17 protein-coding genes are annotated in these 15,066 nt (G+C 38.9%); 2 read left to right on the top strand and 15 right to left on the bottom strand.

Annotated features, from left to right (window positions below; translation table 11 throughout):
* The first annotated feature begins 3 nt into the window (after nucleotides 1-3).
* A complete protein-coding gene (locus MKZ14_RS13285) occupies nucleotides 4-1,164 on the top strand; it encodes an aminotransferase class I/II-fold pyridoxal phosphate-dependent enzyme (protein WP_339280079.1) in 1,161 nt (386 codons plus the stop codon).
* Nucleotides 1,165-1,216: 52 nt separating this feature from the next.
* On the opposite strand, the gene MKZ14_RS13290 is transcribed toward MKZ14_RS13285, so the two are convergent.
* The gene (locus MKZ14_RS13290; protein ID WP_036077373.1) at nucleotides 1,217-1,645 is read right to left on the bottom strand and encodes an NUDIX domain-containing protein; all 429 of its coding nucleotides are present in this window, start codon (nucleotides 1,643-1,645) and stop codon (nucleotides 1,217-1,219) included.
* 69 nt (nucleotides 1,646-1,714) lie between these two features.
* Here MKZ14_RS13290 and MKZ14_RS13295 point away from each other — a divergent pair, with 69 nt between their 5' ends.
* Entirely contained in the window at nucleotides 1,715-2,206 is a 492-nt protein-coding gene (locus MKZ14_RS13295) for a GNAT family N-acetyltransferase (protein ID WP_036077375.1), read from the top strand.
* Nucleotides 2,207-2,236: 30 nt separating this feature from the next.
* On the opposite strand, the gene MKZ14_RS13300 is transcribed toward MKZ14_RS13295, so the two are convergent.
* From MKZ14_RS13300 to MKZ14_RS13365, 14 genes are all read right to left on the bottom strand, one after another.
* Nucleotides 2,237-2,575 (bottom strand): cupin domain-containing protein, encoded by a 339-nt coding sequence (locus MKZ14_RS13300; protein WP_339280080.1) that lies wholly within the window; start codon nucleotides 2,573-2,575, stop codon nucleotides 2,237-2,239.
* Nucleotides 2,576-2,595: 20 nt separating this feature from the next.
* A complete protein-coding gene (locus tag MKZ14_RS13305) occupies nucleotides 2,596-3,132 on the bottom strand; it encodes a hypothetical protein (protein ID WP_339280082.1) in 537 nt (178 codons plus the stop codon).
* 117 nt (nucleotides 3,133-3,249) lie between these two features.
* Complete coding sequence (locus tag MKZ14_RS13310) at nucleotides 3,250-3,402, bottom strand: YpzG family protein (RefSeq protein ID WP_004231380.1); 153 nt, start codon at nucleotides 3,400-3,402, stop codon at nucleotides 3,250-3,252.
* A gap of 105 nt (nucleotides 3,403-3,507) precedes the next feature.
* A complete protein-coding gene (locus MKZ14_RS13315) occupies nucleotides 3,508-4,683 on the bottom strand; it encodes an amidohydrolase (protein WP_333006849.1) in 1,176 nt (391 codons plus the stop codon).
* 17 nt (nucleotides 4,684-4,700) lie between these two features.
* Nucleotides 4,701-5,888 carry a hypothetical protein gene (locus MKZ14_RS13320; RefSeq protein WP_333006850.1) on the bottom strand — a complete coding sequence of 396 codons (1,188 nt, stop codon included), beginning with the start codon at nucleotides 5,886-5,888 and terminating at the stop codon, nucleotides 4,701-4,703.
* Nucleotides 5,889-6,113: 225 nt separating this feature from the next.
* A complete protein-coding gene (locus tag MKZ14_RS13325) occupies nucleotides 6,114-6,428 on the bottom strand; it encodes a DUF3784 domain-containing protein (RefSeq protein ID WP_339280084.1) in 315 nt (104 codons plus the stop codon).
* Nucleotides 6,429-6,439: 11 nt separating this feature from the next.
* On the bottom strand, nucleotides 6,440-7,723 hold the full coding sequence (locus MKZ14_RS13330) for an alpha/beta fold hydrolase (protein WP_339280085.1): 1,284 nt from the start codon (nucleotides 7,721-7,723) through the stop codon (nucleotides 6,440-6,442).
* 13 nt (nucleotides 7,724-7,736) lie between these two features.
* A complete protein-coding gene (locus MKZ14_RS13335; protein ID WP_339280086.1) occupies nucleotides 7,737-8,816 on the bottom strand; it encodes a DUF5808 domain-containing protein in 1,080 nt (359 codons plus the stop codon).
* Nucleotides 8,817-8,823: 7 nt separating this feature from the next.
* Complete coding sequence (locus MKZ14_RS13340) at nucleotides 8,824-9,201, bottom strand: GntR family transcriptional regulator (RefSeq protein WP_016992883.1); 378 nt, start codon at nucleotides 9,199-9,201, stop codon at nucleotides 8,824-8,826.
* Between the two features lie 622 nt (nucleotides 9,202-9,823).
* Nucleotides 9,824-10,201 (bottom strand): carboxymuconolactone decarboxylase family protein, encoded by a 378-nt coding sequence (locus MKZ14_RS13345; protein WP_036077386.1) that lies wholly within the window; start codon nucleotides 10,199-10,201, stop codon nucleotides 9,824-9,826.
* Between the two features lie 203 nt (nucleotides 10,202-10,404).
* Entirely contained in the window at nucleotides 10,405-11,784 is a 1,380-nt protein-coding gene (gene argH / locus MKZ14_RS13350) for an argininosuccinate lyase (protein WP_016992885.1), read from the bottom strand.
* Between the two features lie 81 nt (nucleotides 11,785-11,865).
* On the bottom strand, nucleotides 11,866-13,059 hold the full coding sequence (locus MKZ14_RS13355; RefSeq protein WP_004231366.1) for an argininosuccinate synthase: 1,194 nt from the start codon (nucleotides 13,057-13,059) through the stop codon (nucleotides 11,866-11,868).
* 287 nt (nucleotides 13,060-13,346) lie between these two features.
* Nucleotides 13,347-14,153 (bottom strand): CPBP family intramembrane glutamic endopeptidase, encoded by an 807-nt coding sequence (locus MKZ14_RS13360; RefSeq protein WP_115673347.1) that lies wholly within the window; start codon nucleotides 14,151-14,153, stop codon nucleotides 13,347-13,349.
* Between the two features lie 74 nt (nucleotides 14,154-14,227).
* Complete coding sequence (locus MKZ14_RS13365; protein ID WP_004231362.1) at nucleotides 14,228-15,022, bottom strand: MerR family transcriptional regulator; 795 nt, start codon at nucleotides 15,020-15,022, stop codon at nucleotides 14,228-14,230.
* Between the last annotated feature and the right edge of the window lie 44 nt (nucleotides 15,023-15,066).

The following is a 15,066-nucleotide window of genomic DNA, read 5'->3' on the forward strand; positions in this document are numbered from 1 at the left end:
TTGATGAAGCAACGTATTGAAACAAGCCTCATTCACGCAGGTGTTCGTGATGGCTATAGTAATAAAAAAGGGGCTGTTAACGTCCCGATGTATCTGTCCTCTACTTTCCATCAAGAAAGTATAGATGAATTTGGAGAATATGATTATGCTCGTTCAGGCAACCCTACAAGAGATGCGTTAGAAAAAGCTGTAGCAGAGCTTGAGGGAGGCGTTCGTGCCCATGCATTTTCATCTGGTATCGCTGCCGTATCAGCAGCATTAATGCTGTTATCGCAGGGAGATCATATCGTCATGACTGAGGATGTTTATGGTGGAACCTATCGTTTTGTAACAAAGGTGTTGCCGCGCTTTGGGATTTCCCATACATTTGTAGATTTTACGGATCTAGCAGCTGTAGAAGCAGCAATCACGCCAGCTACAAAACTACTTTATATGGAAACACCATCAAATCCAACGTTAGGCATTACAGATATTCGTGGTGTAGTGGCGCTTGCCAAGCAACACCACTGCCTTACATTCTTGGATAATACTTTTATGACACCGTTACACCAACGCCCACTAGAACTTGGTGTAGATGTCGTCATTCATAGTGCAACGAAGTTTTTATCTGGACATTCTGATATTATTGCTGGCTTAACGGTTACTGCCGATGAAAAGCTAGGTCAGGATCTCTACTTTATCCAAAATTCATTCGGTAATATTTTAGGTGTACAGGATTCATTCACACTACTACAAAACATTAAAACAACAGATGTACGTTTTAGTCGTTCTGCTGAATCTGCACAAAAAATTGCTGCCTATTTGGCTAGTAATCCACTAGTTGAGCAGGTCTACTATCCAGGACTTGCTTCACACCCTGGCTACGCTATTCATCAGCGTCAAAGCACGAGTCCTGGGGCTGTTTTATCCTTCCGACTACCAAGCTATGCTGCTGCAAAAGCATTGGTTGAGGCGATGACAATTCCAGTATTTGCGGTCTCTCTTGGAGGAGTAGAATCTATTCTGTCTTACCCTGCAAAAATGAGTCACGCTGCTATGGAGCCTGAGGAGCGTGCTAAACGTGGCATCACTGATGGCCTTTTACGTTTTTCTGTAGGACTTGAACATGTGGATGATTTAATTGCTGATTTTGCACAAGCCCTAGAGATTGCTGCCAAGGCTTAGTTGAATCAACATAAAAACCGCGTCAACTAGACGCGGTTTAATTGTGATAGGTTCAATTTTTCACCTTTGCTAACAATCGGTATAAATAATCCCCATGCCCCTTTGCTAGCAAGGCATCTTGCTCAGCTGAAATCCAATAGAACGAAAAGAGTAAATCCCCTTCGTTTAAGCCAGTTGGATGATGCTGCCATGTATTTCGTGTTTCATCGGATGTTAAATGATAAAAATACCGTTTCTGTAAAACACCTGATGGATGATTAAAATAGTCCTGTGCTATTAACGCTTGAACGACAAGTGTGGTTAGACCTGTTTCTTCTAGCATTTCACGTTTCACAGCATCTAAAGGTGTTTCCCCTTCCTCTACCGTACCTTTGGGCACCTGGATACCTGCCCCAACTGAATTCTGTTCAAATACGAGTACCTGTAATTGATCCTCATGCGTTCTCGTGATATAGCCAAATGCTTTTTCAACTACTTGCATGAAAGTGACCCCCTTTGAATGATTAAATGTTACAATAAAGAAAAAAATTGGAATAGCAGGTGAAAAGTGTTGACACTTATTATACGACAGATGCAAGAAAATGACATTACTTTTGTACAAGAAATTGCTAGAATAAGCTGGCACTATACATATGAGGGAATCATTCCTCATGACATTCAAGATCGTTTTATACAACAAGCCTATAGTCGAGAACGTTTAATCGAACGTCTTATCAATAGTCCCTTTCTTGTTGCAATTTTTGATGAAAAGCTAGTAGGCTTTGCTAATTTTTCAAATGTAACACAAGGTGAGGCGGAGCTATATGCGATTTATTTACATCCTGATATGCATGGTAAGGGCATTGGTACTGCACTCTTACAGGAAGGCTTACGTATGCTCCCAAATCTATCGTCTTTATTTGTTTGTGTAGAGAAAGAAAATAAACTTGGTATGCATTTTTATCAAGCAAAGGGATTTGTATCGATAGAAGAATTTGATGAACAATTTGATGGTCATCTACTTAAGACAGTTAAATGGGTGAAGCAATACGAAAAAGTGTAACGGTTCTTGCAACTACCGTTACACTTTTATTTATGTAAGATTTATCTGCTCCGCTTGGATAACAAGTGCTGTTAGGCCAGTTATACTACCAGATTCATGTGCCTGTCCTTGTTGCCATAGCACGCCTTGCCCTGTTTTTAGCGTGATTTTTTCAGCATCTACACCACTAATCCATCCTTCTCCATTAATAACGATAAAGAGCTGTGGAACGGGGGCATCATGCATACCAACCACTCCACCTGGCTCAATATAGATGAAACCGATCGTCGTAGGCATTTCCGTTTTCGTGATTTTTCTATAAAATGTATCGACGGATTTGTATTGATGTATTGGATTTGCTAAATCTTGTGTAAATTGTATGATTTGCATTTCGCGAAAATCCTTTCCTATTAGGCTAGCTCTTCTTCAGCAAATGCTAAAAGTGTTCCATCTTCTTTTTTGAAATAAAAAGCAAATGCATCATAGCCATTTCTTTTAATCGTTTCCCAGTTAGCGGTTTCTCCATTTATGAGCCGTACATTTTCTTGTTCATCTACCTCATAGTCGTCTATTTCTTCGTCATAGTCGATATTATAGAAAAATGATAATACCACTTCTGTTACAGGCAGAATATATTTCTCCAGTGGACGGTTGTCATGATGTGCCTCGGTATACGCCTCACAAAATAGCGCATTATAACCATGTAGCGTGGCATCAAAGAGCAAAATTTCCTCCGCTGTTAAAGGATCTTTGGCAACGATTTTAGCGGTTGAGCCTGTAATAAAAGGCATTTCCTCTCCTTCAATCATTAGCAAATCACCGTGATACCAAATTTCAAATTGTTTATTGCCTGCGCTAGATTGGAGCTGAAACTGTGATTCAACGCCATCTATAAACTGCACGTTTTCTGCAAATGGCTGTAGATAAATTGGAATAGGCGTAATCATAGCATTCCTCTCCTTTTCTGTTAGAAATTACTTATATTATACATCTTTCTCATTTTACTCATAAAGAAAAACCCAGAATTTTTTCTGGGCTTGATGACACTTACTTTTCTAGCATGATTAAAACTGACGGGCCTTTGCTTCACTTCGCAAGAGACGGTTATGGAGGGTAATCTCCGTTTCACCATTTACTTGCGATTTTGATCGCTTAATCCTTGACCAGTTGCGGTGGATTTTTTGAGATTTGGGGTCTAGTTGTTCGAACCTACTCATTTTTCATCCTCCTCATCATTATAGATTTCATAAGTGAAATCTTCTTTATTATGACCAGCTAAGGTGAATTTATACTAATTTCCTAAGAAGCTTGTCCACTTCTCTTTATTTGTTTTCGCTTAACCAAGTTAACGCATATTGTACATATAATTCGGCTCCAACGCGCAAACCATCTTCATCGATATTAAAATGGCCGTTATGATGTGCCCAGCGTGTATCCTTTTCTGTATTGCCTGAGCCTACTAGGGCAAAGCAGCCAGGGACTTCATCTAAGTAAAAGCTAAAGTCTTCTCCACCCATTGTCGGATCATCAATATGATAAGCTTCTGCGCCAAAATGTTCAGCTGCAAGGCGCTCGACTAAGCTGGCACTCGCCACATCATTGTTGACGGCTTGTGTACCATATTCATAAACAACCTCTGCTGTGCCACCATAAAGTGACGCAATCTGCTCAGCATAATGACGAATTTGCGCTTCGATATGTGAACGAACCTCTTTATCGAAGCAACGCACTGTCCCTTCTAAAATGGCATCTTCCGCAATTACATTAAAGCGTGTACCAACCTCCATTTTTCCAATTGTAAGAACGGCGGGTCGAAGTGGATTGACTGTACGTGCCACAACTGTTTGAACATTCAAAGCAAACGTTGAAGCAATCATCACGGCATCAATGGCATCATGTGGTACTGCGGCATGCCCGCCCTGCCCTTTAAAGCGTACTTTGAAAATATCAGCAGAGGCAAAGGCAGGACCTTTATTGCACTGAATTTTTCCTGTGTCAATTTGTGACCAAATATGAATACCAAAGACGTTATCTACACCTTTCATTGCTCCTTGCTCTACCATCGCTTTTGCGCCTGTAGCTACTTCTTCAGCTGGCTGGAAAATAAAACGAACTGTTCCCTCAATTTCTTCTTGTACCGTATGTAATGTCTTAGCTGCAATTAGCAACATGGCTGTATGTGCATCATGACCACAGGCATGCATCTTACCATCCGTTTTAGAGCGATACGGAATATCTTCTCGTATTTCATAAACTGACAATGCATCCATATCCGCACGTAAGGCAACGGTTTTTCCTTCCTTGCCCCCTTTTAACTCCGCAATAATGCCTGTTGGCTCTGTTCGTCTATACGGAATACCAAGGTTCTCTAAATACGCTGCTACATAATTCGTTGTTTCATACTCTTCCCAAGAAAGCTCTGGCTCGCTGTGCAATTTTTGACGAATCGTCACAAGCTCACTATTTAATTCTGCAATAATTTCTTTCATTTTATTCATGCTGACTCTCTCCTTCTTTATAGCCAATTGACAAAAATACCTGCTAGTATAACAGATGTTATCGTTACACTAATGAAACCTCCCACAAGCATCGGTGGCAACATATGACTTAACAGCATATCTCTTTCTTTTTGATCGATTGTGGACGATTTTACTACTTCATTCGTTAATATATAATCTGCCGGGAACCCATAGAGCGCTGTTAAGGATACAGCAAATGCTAAATTTGGGCTGACCTTTAAAACTTTCCCTGCGATGAAAGAGAAAATATACATACCAATGACCGCTAAGACAATTGACACAACTAATGGCACGATAATACGCATCAGCATTTCAGGGGATGCCTGTTTTAAGCCATCGAATATAAAGAGCATTAAGCCCATAATGGCAAAGCCGAAGCCATTTGCTTTTTGCAATGGTTGTCTTTCTAAAAAACCAAATGTCGATGCAAGCACACCAAACACTAGGCATAGCACTAATGCATTGACTGTCACTACAGGTGCTAATGCTGTAGATGTACCATACGCTAATAATCCAACAAGCGCTAAACGGAAAAATTTAAAGTATTCTGTATTGTACTTAGCAGGAATTTTCCTAAATAATTTCGGTTGCTCAGATAACTGTTCAGCATCTTCCTCTACCTCTGTAACCGATTGTAAATTCCCCTGATGGTGTTCCTTTAATAAACGTTTTGCTTCACGCTTCAATACAATGGACGTGATGGGGTATCCTGCAAAACCTTGAATGACGTAAATCACAATGGCAAAGACGGCTAAATCCTCTAAGCCAGCCGCAGAAGCGCCTTCTGACATCACTAGCGCTGCCACAACACCACCGACTAATGGTGGAACTGCCACAATCATCGTTTTTAAATCAAATAGCAAGGCACCAATTGTAAATAATATGGCGATGATGCCTACAATACCAGCTAAAGAAATAACAATGGCTTTCCACTGGTTTTTCAATTCCTTAAGGGACAGAAGTGTACCCATGTTCGTAATTAGTAAATACATTAACATCGTGGCAACGACTGGACCAATCCCGGCAATACTCACAATATCTTTCGGGAAGAATGTCCAATAGCCGATTAAAAATAATACCGCACAGACGAACACAGATGGAATCCACGCCTTCGTTCTTGTTGCTACAATATCTCCGATGTAAAGAATAGCAAGTACTATCGTCAGTGCTAACATTTGCGACATATCAAAGAATTCTCCTAACTTAGTAATTTTTTAATGTCATCTATAATAATACTAATTATTCTTAAAATTCTATTTTTACAGAAAAGAAGAAAAACAATGTAAGAACGAGCATATTCGCGACACTAAAATTACGGTTTTCCAAATATTTAGATTTTAAATAATTTTCATAAAGCGCTTTCAAAAAAAATAGAACCATTATAAAATGGTTCTACTTTGTCTTACATGCTATTTTTTGAAACGATTACCTGTATTCGCATAGATCAATAAAAAAAGCGTGAGTGCGACAAAAAGCACAAGACCAACGTGAAATAACCATTGTGTATGGAATAATTCGTCTAGAATCCATAAAAGGACACAAAAACAGTAGCCATACATCGTTTTTCCCATAAATCTTGCCAATGCCTTTTCATCATATTGTTCTTTATCTTCCTGTGCCATTGTATTAAAGCCTGCAAGTAGAAAAGCTCCTTTACCTTGCGATAGAACAATGGCGAAGATGAGAAACGGCAGCATGATAATTAAATAGACAATAACTCCCAAGGTTAATCATCCTACTTTTCATTTTTAATAAATTGCTCAATTGCTGGTAATAATTCTTCATGCAGTGGCAGCGAAGGGTTTGCATAGGTTGCTAAGTTTTCTGCACGATCTGCTGGTGCCTTTTTCAATACGTGATTCATACCCGCTAGATAAAGTAATTTTGCCTCTTTTTTACCTTTCTTCAATGCCTCGGCATCGGCTTCCTTCACTTGTAAATCTGTAGTTCCTTGTAACAGTAATACACGTCCTTTTACTTTGGCTAGCTCATCAGCAGGTTGATACTTTAGCAAGGAAATCAGGAAAGGCTGTACAGATGGACGGAAAAGGGCTTGTAGCTCTGGCGAAATATTTTTCACTTGTTTCCCTTGCTTTAAAGCTGTCAAAATATTCGTGGATTCGTTGAAAAGCTTTGGTGCTAATTGACCCTTTAATTGCTCTAAAAGCACTTCATCCAATGGTCTACCCGCACCGGCAATGGAGACAAAGGATGCTACGCCTGTCTTTTGAGCCGCTAGCAAACCAATGAGTGAGCCTTCACTATGTCCAATCACATGGACACTTGTGTAGGATTTATCAGCCATCAATGTTTGGATAATTTGCACAGCATCATCAACATATTGGTCAAACGTTCCATCCTCTTCCTTTGTTAAGAGCGCTTGATTATCTCCAAGTCCTCGCTTATCATAACGCACCGTCGCAATGCCCTGTTGTGCTAAACCTTCCGCTAACATTTTCAAGCTATTATTTTTTCCAGCTAAAGCGGAATTACCGTCTTTATCCGTTGGCCCCGATCCTGCTATTATAAGTGCCACTGGGGATGGAGATGGAGAAGCCTTTTGTACAGCTACTGTTAAGTTACCGTTTTGAACGGGAATTTTTAATGTGTCATAGGTAACAGGTTCTTCTTTATAAGCCTTTAGTGTTAAAGGATATTTTCCACCGTTTTGTTGAAATGTAGCCTCTATTTGTTCATTTTTGATTGTGCCATTAATGGCAATAGCAGAACCGTTTAAATTAATGGCCACTTTTACTTTATCACCTGTATACGTCACACTTTGGAATGGAAAATTAGATAAGCCCTGTGCTGGCACGGATAATGTACCACTTTCCTTCTTTAAATCGATCATAATCGGTAATGGTCCATTTGGCGTTTCAATAGTTCCTTCCCATTTTCCAATAAACTGTTCATTCATTGCATTTGTCCCCTTTGTTCCTTGATGTTGAGCAGTGACCTCTTTTTGCCCACAGGCAGCTAAAAGTAAAATTGTACAGCAAATCAATAACCATTTTTTCATCCAATCTTCCTTTCTATATGAAAATCACCAATAAAATTGGCAGTAAAGTAATAGCAATTAAGATATAGCACCATTTGTTCGCAAAATTAACAGTCCAACCGATCCCGAACTTTTTAGGCACTAATAAGGATGGATCATTATTATTGCAATAAAAAACACCCCATTTCCAGTATTGATCATCTGTCACAGCTGTTTCATTTGTATGTACCTCATCAAAACGTTCATTACTTTTACTGAGCTTCCAAATGAACACTAGTAAACCACCCAACGTAACGACGTTAAAGACAAGAAAAAGTGGGAAAAAGTAGGGAGCCGTTTGATCTTGTAAAATAACGGTTGTATAGTGTAAAACAACAAATAGAATTGTCATACTAAAATTAATGGCAGCCAGATACCAGCTTCCGTATTTACGCTGAGTTAACTCCCGATGGATGGATGCTTCTTTGGCCTGTGCACTTAATTGGATTTTGGCACTTTTCATGCCTTGATTCATCATGAAAAAACTAATTTGAATTGCCAATAATATAAGCGGCATACTGATGACTGAGAGCCGTGATTTTCGAGTCCAACCATCGACCTCTCCAGCTCCATTCCAATGTGTCGCAAAAACATCTGGGATTGACTCATAGTTCATGTACGTAAAAGCGATTAATGCAAGTGTGATGATGATGGGTACGCTAAAAAATATAGGTGACAATGTTTCTTCATTTTGGCGGATCGATAAATCTGTCACATATACTGCTTTAATTTGTGCATCCCACTGCTCCTGCACCTTTAATTTTTTAGTTTTGACATGATAACTCATGTAAAGTCCTGATGATAAAAGAAGCATGACATACAATAGGATAAAGGATATTAAAGACGCCTTCTCCTCTTGTATAGGTGAAAGATAGAGAGCGATTTGACCTACTAAAAATAAGCCTGCAATCCCTGCGATGACTTGGCTATAATGCTTCTTCCACAGCTTTAATTGTGGATGTTTGACATAAGGTTCTGGGATGGAAACACCAAAGACAATCGTTTTTCTTGTTAAATGCGGTGTCATCGTTTCCAAAATCCCGACGATGATAAAGATGCCTAAGATTATAAGCATACTACCCCTACTTCCATTGTTTTAAAATTCGCTGGAACAAACTTGTCATTTGCTCTTTTTCGAGCCCTCGCGCAAAAGCCTCCGCCATAATAGGCTTCAAGGCATTTTCGACTTTTTCAACCTCCGTTTCTTCCAGCTCTCTCTTTTGACCACCAATAATGACCGCTTTTGCTTTCGGCTTTAATTCAATTAAGCCCTTCTCTTCAAGTTCATGATAACTCTTACTGACCGTGCTAACATTAATACCTAAATCCGTAGCCATCGCACGCACAGACGGTAAAGTATCACCATTTTTCAGCTCGCCACTTGCAATGCATTCAATTATTTGATTAGCCAATTGTTTATATAGCTGCAATTCACTGTTTGGATCTAATTGTATTTGCATAATAACCCTCCAATCTGTATTGCTTATAACCAAACAGAAATCTGTTACGTATAGAGTAATACAGATTTTCTGTAATGTCAAATGAAGGAATTTTTTATGGTGTTGAGTAGCGTTTTTTTCACAATAAGAGCGGGAGCCTTCCCTTAGTAGTGCTTTGAACTTCATTTAGAGCGGGTTCTCCTCCCCTAGGAGCACTTTGAACTCCATTTAGAGCGGATCCCCCTTCCTTAGGAGCGCTTTAATCTTCATTTAGAGCGGGTTCTCCTTCCTTAGGAGCGCTTTGAACTTCATTTAGAGCGGATATCTTGAGTACTTTAGACCCCATAAGAAACAAAAAGGACCCAGAATAATTCTGGATCCATGGACACTTATTGCTTCTATTTGATTTTAACTGATATGGTTTACGCTTCTTCTTAATCTATAGCAAAACAGAATGTTCTGTTTCACCTTTAGGCTTAAGATTTAAAAAGCTTCAACCTTCAACAGTTGTGGCGGACTTTCCTGAGATTCTTGGTCTTTGGGTGTTTGACTATTACTACTCATTCTGCATCCTCCCCATCAGATTAGATTAATAAGTGGTTCCTCTCTTATTATGAGCCATTCCCTATTTTTTATACATGCTTCAGCTTTTTTCTGTAAAGACTTGTTGGGCTATCGTTAAAGCATTTTGCACTCTTGGAAAACCGATGTAGGGTACTAATTGTAAAAGTGCCTCGACCACTTCTGTCTGTGTCAAGCCTGCATGTAATCCACGCTGAATATGCGTTTTGGTTTGTGGTGCAGCACCTTGTGTAACAACTGCTGTGATTACGACGAGGGCTCGACTCTTTGCATCCAGCCCAGGCCGTGAATAGACATCACCGTAAGCAAATTCAATAATCATTTTGCGTAAATCGGGTGCTATATCGGCTAATGCATCGGATTCAATCATCCGTGCTGCTTCTTCCTCTGTCACATATTGTTTAATTGCTTCGAGCCCCTTTGTAAAACGTTCGTTCATTTCTTCATCCCTCCTACATTTACTTATACAAAAACCCCAATTCCGCGTCTCCAGAATTGGGGATTGTCCTTCACATATGTAAGGTTCTCTTCTTCACGTCACCCTCTGGCTCAGTTGAAAAAGGATAAAGGTTTTCATAGTGCCTCACAGGACAGCTTTAATGAATATCTATGCAAAAAGTCACAAGGACATGCACGCAATAATTAAATGGCTACAAGACAGGCTTTCGCTTTCTCAATTTGGATTTTTACTTGTTCAAAGCCAGTACCACCTAAGGAGTGGCGGCGGCGAACAGCCGCTTCTGGCGCCAGTACATCATAAATATCCGCTTCAATTAACGCACTTTCTTGCTGCATTTCTTCCAATGGTAAGTCTAATAAATATATGCCCTTTTGAATACATGTAAAGACTAGCTTACCAGTCACCTCATGTGCCTCACGGAATGGCATCCCCTTTGTAGCAAGGTAATCTGCTAACTCCGTTGCATTTGAAAAATCAGCGTGAACAGCCTGATGTAAACGTTCCGTGTTGACAGTCATTGTACGAACCATACCTTCAAAGATTTTAAGTGAACCAAGAATCGTATGAACAGTGTCGAACATGCCCTCTTTGTCCTCCTGCATATCTTTGTTATACGTTAATGGTGTACCCTTTAATACCGTTAATAAGCCCATTAGATTCCCATATACACGCCCTGTTTTACCACGAATAAGCTCTGCCATATCCGGGTTTTTCTTTTGTGGCATTATCGACGAACCTGTAGAAAAGGCATCATCCAATTCGATAAATTTAAATTCATCTGTAGACCAGATAATAATTTCCTCAGCAAAGCGTGATAAATGTGCCATAAGTAAGGAGGAATGACTTAAAAATTCCACGATGAAATCACGATCACTTACAGCATCCATGGAGTTTGCATAAACCTCGCTAAACCCTAATAACTCTGCTGATTTTAAACGATCAATCGGGAAAGTTGTCCCTGCCATTGCCCCAGCACCTAAAGGTAAAATATCAATACGTTTTATGGATTCTGTAAAGCGTTGTTTATCACGCTCTAGCATCCAAAAATAAGCCATTAGATGGTGTGCGAAGGATATTGGCTGTGCACGTTGTAGATGCGTATAACCTGGTGCAATCGTTTCAATATGCTCTTGTGCTTTGTCTAATAGCGTTTGCTGGAACGTCACAATTAAATCAATTGCTTCCTGCACCCGCTTTTTCAAGAAGAGATGCATATCCGTTGCTACCTGGTCATTTCGGCTACGTCCTGTATGGAGTTTGCCACCGACAGGACCTATTAAATCAATTAACATCTTTTCTAAATTTAAGTGTATATCTTCATTGGCAACGCTAAATTCAAGCTCACCTGCGATTGCCTTATCTTTTAATTGGGCAAGACCACCTAGTATGGCCTCTACATCAGCTGCTGGTAAAATTCCTGTGGCACCAAGCATTGTGACATGTGCAACACTACCTTCAAGGTCCTCTAGCACAAGTTGCTGGTCAAAGCCAATGGATGCGCCAAATTCGTCTACCCATGCTTCTGCTGATTTTTGGAAACGTCCACCCCAAAGTTTTGTCATGTCAGCTCACCTTTTCCTCGATTACTTATCAAAAGGTGTAGTAAAAGCACAAATGCCTCACCACACCTTGCTTGTTCAACATTACTTTTTATTCACAGATGAGTTCACTACAGTTGGTAGCCCCCATAACTCGATAAAGCCTACAGCGGAAGCATGATTGAATTGATCTTCCTTCGAGTATGTTGCTAGCTTTTCACTGTATAATGAATTTGGTGATTTACGTCCTTCTACAATCGCATGTCCTTTAAATAGTTTCACACGTACTGTACCATTCACATATTGTTGTGTTTGCGCAAGGAATGCTTCGAGAGCATCTCGTAATGGTGAGAACCATAGACCATCGTAAATTAATTCGGATAGTTTTTTCTCGATTACTGGCTTGAAGTGTGCTAATTCTTTTACAAGCGTTAAGTCCTCAAGCTCTTTATGCGCTGTTAACAGCACTTTTGCACCTGGAATTTCATAAACCTCACGAGATTTAATACCAACTAAACGATTTTCAACGTGATCGATACGTCCTACACCATGAGCACCTGCTACTGCATTTAATTCTTGAATTAAATCAGCAAGCTTCATTTCTTTTCCGTTTAATGCTACTGGTTTACCAGCTACAAACTCGATTTCCACATACTCTGCTTCATTCGGTGCATTTTCAACAGAAACAGTTAAGCCATAAGCTTCTTCTGGTGGTGACACCCATGGGTCTTCCATGATGCCAGCTTCATTCGCACGGCCCCATAGGTTTTGGTCGATTGAGAATGGTGAATCCAATGTTGCAGGAATCGGTACATTATGCTTCATTGCATATTCGATTTCCTCATCACGGCTCCAGCCCCACTCACGTACTGGTGCTAATACCTCTAAATCTGGATTTAATGCTTTAATCGATACTTCAAAACGAACTTGGTCATTCCCTTTACCTGTGCAACCATGCGCAACAGCATCTGCGCCTACTTGATTAGCAATCTCTACTAGTTTTTTCGAGATAAGTGGACGGGAAAGTGCTGATACTAATGGATACTTTTGCTCATACCAAGTATGTGCTTGTAAAGAAATTAATGCATACCCTTCAGCAAATTCGTCTTTCGCATCCACCATATAAGATTCAATCGCTCCTACTTGAAGAGCTTTATTTTTTACGAATTCAAGATCTTTCCCTTCGCCAACGTCAAGACATACTGCAATTACGTCCCAACCTTGTTCTTTTAACCATGGAATTGCTACCGAAGTATCAAGTCCACCTGAATAAGCTAATACCACTTTTTTATTTGCCATTAAAAATGCGCCTCCATTGCTCTATCGATATGTATGTTTATACATTCATTTAAAAGTTTATACACGAATAGTATCATGTTATAAAAATAAATACAAGTGTATTTTTATAAATTAATAGACTTTTATTTTTATTGTCAAAAGTAAGTCGTTCCTTGTATAAGGTTGACAAGAAATCCATGGCAATTCACTCGAAAAAACGTTTTTTTACTATATATATAAATGTATACTATATAAATTTAGCAACGGACGAAAAAAAGAATCCATGATACAAACTGGATTCTTTCTAGTTACTTGGCTGATTGTATCTTATACAATACTTTTTTAGGATTAATCAAAATAAGTAGAACGGCCACCGCCGAATATAAAATGGCATTATACATAATTAAATCAATTAGGTTTCCATTAATGGAGCCGATAAAAAAATTAAAGAGCTGATGAATAATAATAGGAATGATTAAATTCTGATTGATCGTATAAAATACTGTCATGATGATGGTTGTAGCTATAATCGTTAACATAAAGAAGAAGCTATATTTGATCAAATCCATTCCCATAAACCCTGTTGTAAGCCATATCGGTAAATGCCACATTCCCCACCAAAAGCCTATGATAATTGAAGCTATTAATGGCGAATACTTCTTTTGCAGCTCCAGCAGTGCAAAGCCCCTCCATCCTAACTCCTCACCCAGTGGTCCTGACAAAAGCGTTTTAACAAAATAAAAACTGAGCATGCCCCATGAAGACAGCGTAAAAATAGAGTTTTCTTCATAATTATTCATGATTTGAAACAAGATCATGATAAAGATAGCTGTTTGTATCATCACGATTAAAACAATTACTGAAAGTGACAATTTGTTTTTGAATTTTTGTTTGACAAAGTGTATAAAACGTTGCCCAGGATAGATTCTTGGAAATAGTAACGCAAAGGCAAAGGTGGATGACCAAGCCGATAGACAGCGTACGGTATCAAATAGCCAAGTAGGATAGCCTAATAGCTTGACGGCTCCTACAACACAGAAAAGTGGCCAAAAAATAATATTGGTTAAAATAATAAAGCTTGCTACTGGTTTTTTTAATTTCTTTTTTCTACGCAAGTAGATCCCCCATTTCATCTGAATATCTTCAGCATAAACCTAGGGGTTGCTCACAGGTCAAACCCATTTTGCCATTATTTTATCGGTACATACATTTCTAAAAAAATACGTTCAAGCCCTTCTTCATAAGTGGTAAGCAATAAGTTGATATAAACAAGCCCTAAAAGCTCATAGCCATTTTCCTTAGCTACTTTTCTTATACTAGCCTCTACTTTATTGTCTGTATTTTTGCCACCTGTTGACCAGCGCCCATCTTCAATAACTGTATAAAGACATTTGGGATGCGCTAAAACTTCACCTTTAATTGGATGATCGCTATTTTCTACTTTCCTGACAACCATAAATTTATTTTCGAGCATTCCGCTATCATCGAATCTAATAACTCTTCTTAAAGAAGTAAGAATTACCGCTTTCTTTATACTGTCTGCATTTTCTTTTAACGAATCATATTCATCATAGGCTGTATAATGATCTATTACGCCCATTATTTCTAATGGTTTCATTTCCTTTATAGTATACGTGCCTAGATATTGGCTAATTTTTTGACAATCCTCTTTTACAAGCTGGAGCTTTTTTAATTGTAGCTTTTTATAAGCTATTTCCTCTAACATTACTTGTTCTTTTTCTACTAACAATGATTGGATGCCCTCTATACTCTTGCCTTTTCTCAATTCCTGAATCTTTTTGATTTCAAAATCAATTTCTCTATAAAAATTGATTGTTGTGATATCGTATATATCAAAATGATTGTATGTTCTATACCCATTTTCACTATTTTGCTGGGGCTTTACTAATCCCTTTTCTTCGTAAAATTTTAAGGTATCTCTAGAAACTCCTAAAAATTTTGCAACTTGACCAATTGTATACATCAAAGTCTTCTTTTCATCGCTTCCTCTTCACTACTATATCTACA

It is taken from the genome of Lysinibacillus sp. FSL P2-0066 (assembly GCF_037969495.1).
GTDB classification, from domain to species: domain Bacteria; phylum Bacillota; class Bacilli; order Bacillales_A; family Planococcaceae; genus Lysinibacillus; species Lysinibacillus boronitolerans.

What these genes read in the sequence shown, in the direction of transcription:
- MKZ14_RS13285 (WP_339280079.1), top strand. Translation starts at nt 4, where the DNA reads ATGAAGCAACGTATTGAAACAAGCCTCATTCACGCAGGTGTTCGTGAT.
- MKZ14_RS13290 (WP_036077373.1), bottom strand. Translation starts at nt 1,645, where the DNA reads ATGCAAGTAGTTGAAAAAGCATTTGGCTATATCACGAGAACGCATGAG.
- MKZ14_RS13300 (WP_339280080.1), bottom strand. Translation starts at nt 2,575, where the DNA reads ATGCAAATCATACAATTTACACAAGATTTAGCAAATCCAATACATCAA.
- MKZ14_RS13305 (WP_339280082.1), bottom strand. Translation starts at nt 3,132, where the DNA reads ATGATTACGCCTATTCCAATTTATCTACAGCCATTTGCAGAAAACGTG.
- MKZ14_RS13310 (WP_004231380.1), bottom strand. Translation starts at nt 3,402, where the DNA reads ATGAGTAGGTTCGAACAACTAGACCCCAAATCTCAAAAAATCCACCGC.
- MKZ14_RS13315 (WP_333006849.1), bottom strand. Translation starts at nt 4,683, where the DNA reads ATGAATAAAATGAAAGAAATTATTGCAGAATTAAATAGTGAGCTTGTG.
- MKZ14_RS13320 (WP_333006850.1), bottom strand. Translation starts at nt 5,888, where the DNA reads ATGTCGCAAATGTTAGCACTGACGATAGTACTTGCTATTCTTTACATC.
- MKZ14_RS13330 (WP_339280085.1), bottom strand. Translation starts at nt 7,723, where the DNA reads ATGAAAAAATGGTTATTGATTTGCTGTACAATTTTACTTTTAGCTGCC.
- MKZ14_RS13335 (WP_339280086.1), bottom strand. Translation starts at nt 8,816, where the DNA reads ATGCTTATAATCTTAGGCATCTTTATCATCGTCGGGATTTTGGAAACG.
- MKZ14_RS13340 (WP_016992883.1), bottom strand. Translation starts at nt 9,201, where the DNA reads ATGCAAATACAATTAGATCCAAACAGTGAATTGCAGCTATATAAACAA.
- MKZ14_RS13345 (WP_036077386.1), bottom strand. Translation starts at nt 10,201, where the DNA reads ATGAACGAACGTTTTACAAAGGGGCTCGAAGCAATTAAACAATATGTG.
- argH (WP_016992885.1), bottom strand. Translation starts at nt 11,784, where the DNA reads ATGACAAAACTTTGGGGTGGACGTTTCCAAAAATCAGCAGAAGCATGG.
- MKZ14_RS13355 (WP_004231366.1), bottom strand. Translation starts at nt 13,059, where the DNA reads ATGGCAAATAAAAAAGTGGTATTAGCTTATTCAGGTGGACTTGATACT.
- MKZ14_RS13365 (WP_004231362.1), bottom strand. Translation starts at nt 15,022, where the DNA reads ATGTATACAATTGGTCAAGTTGCAAAATTTTTAGGAGTTTCTAGAGAT.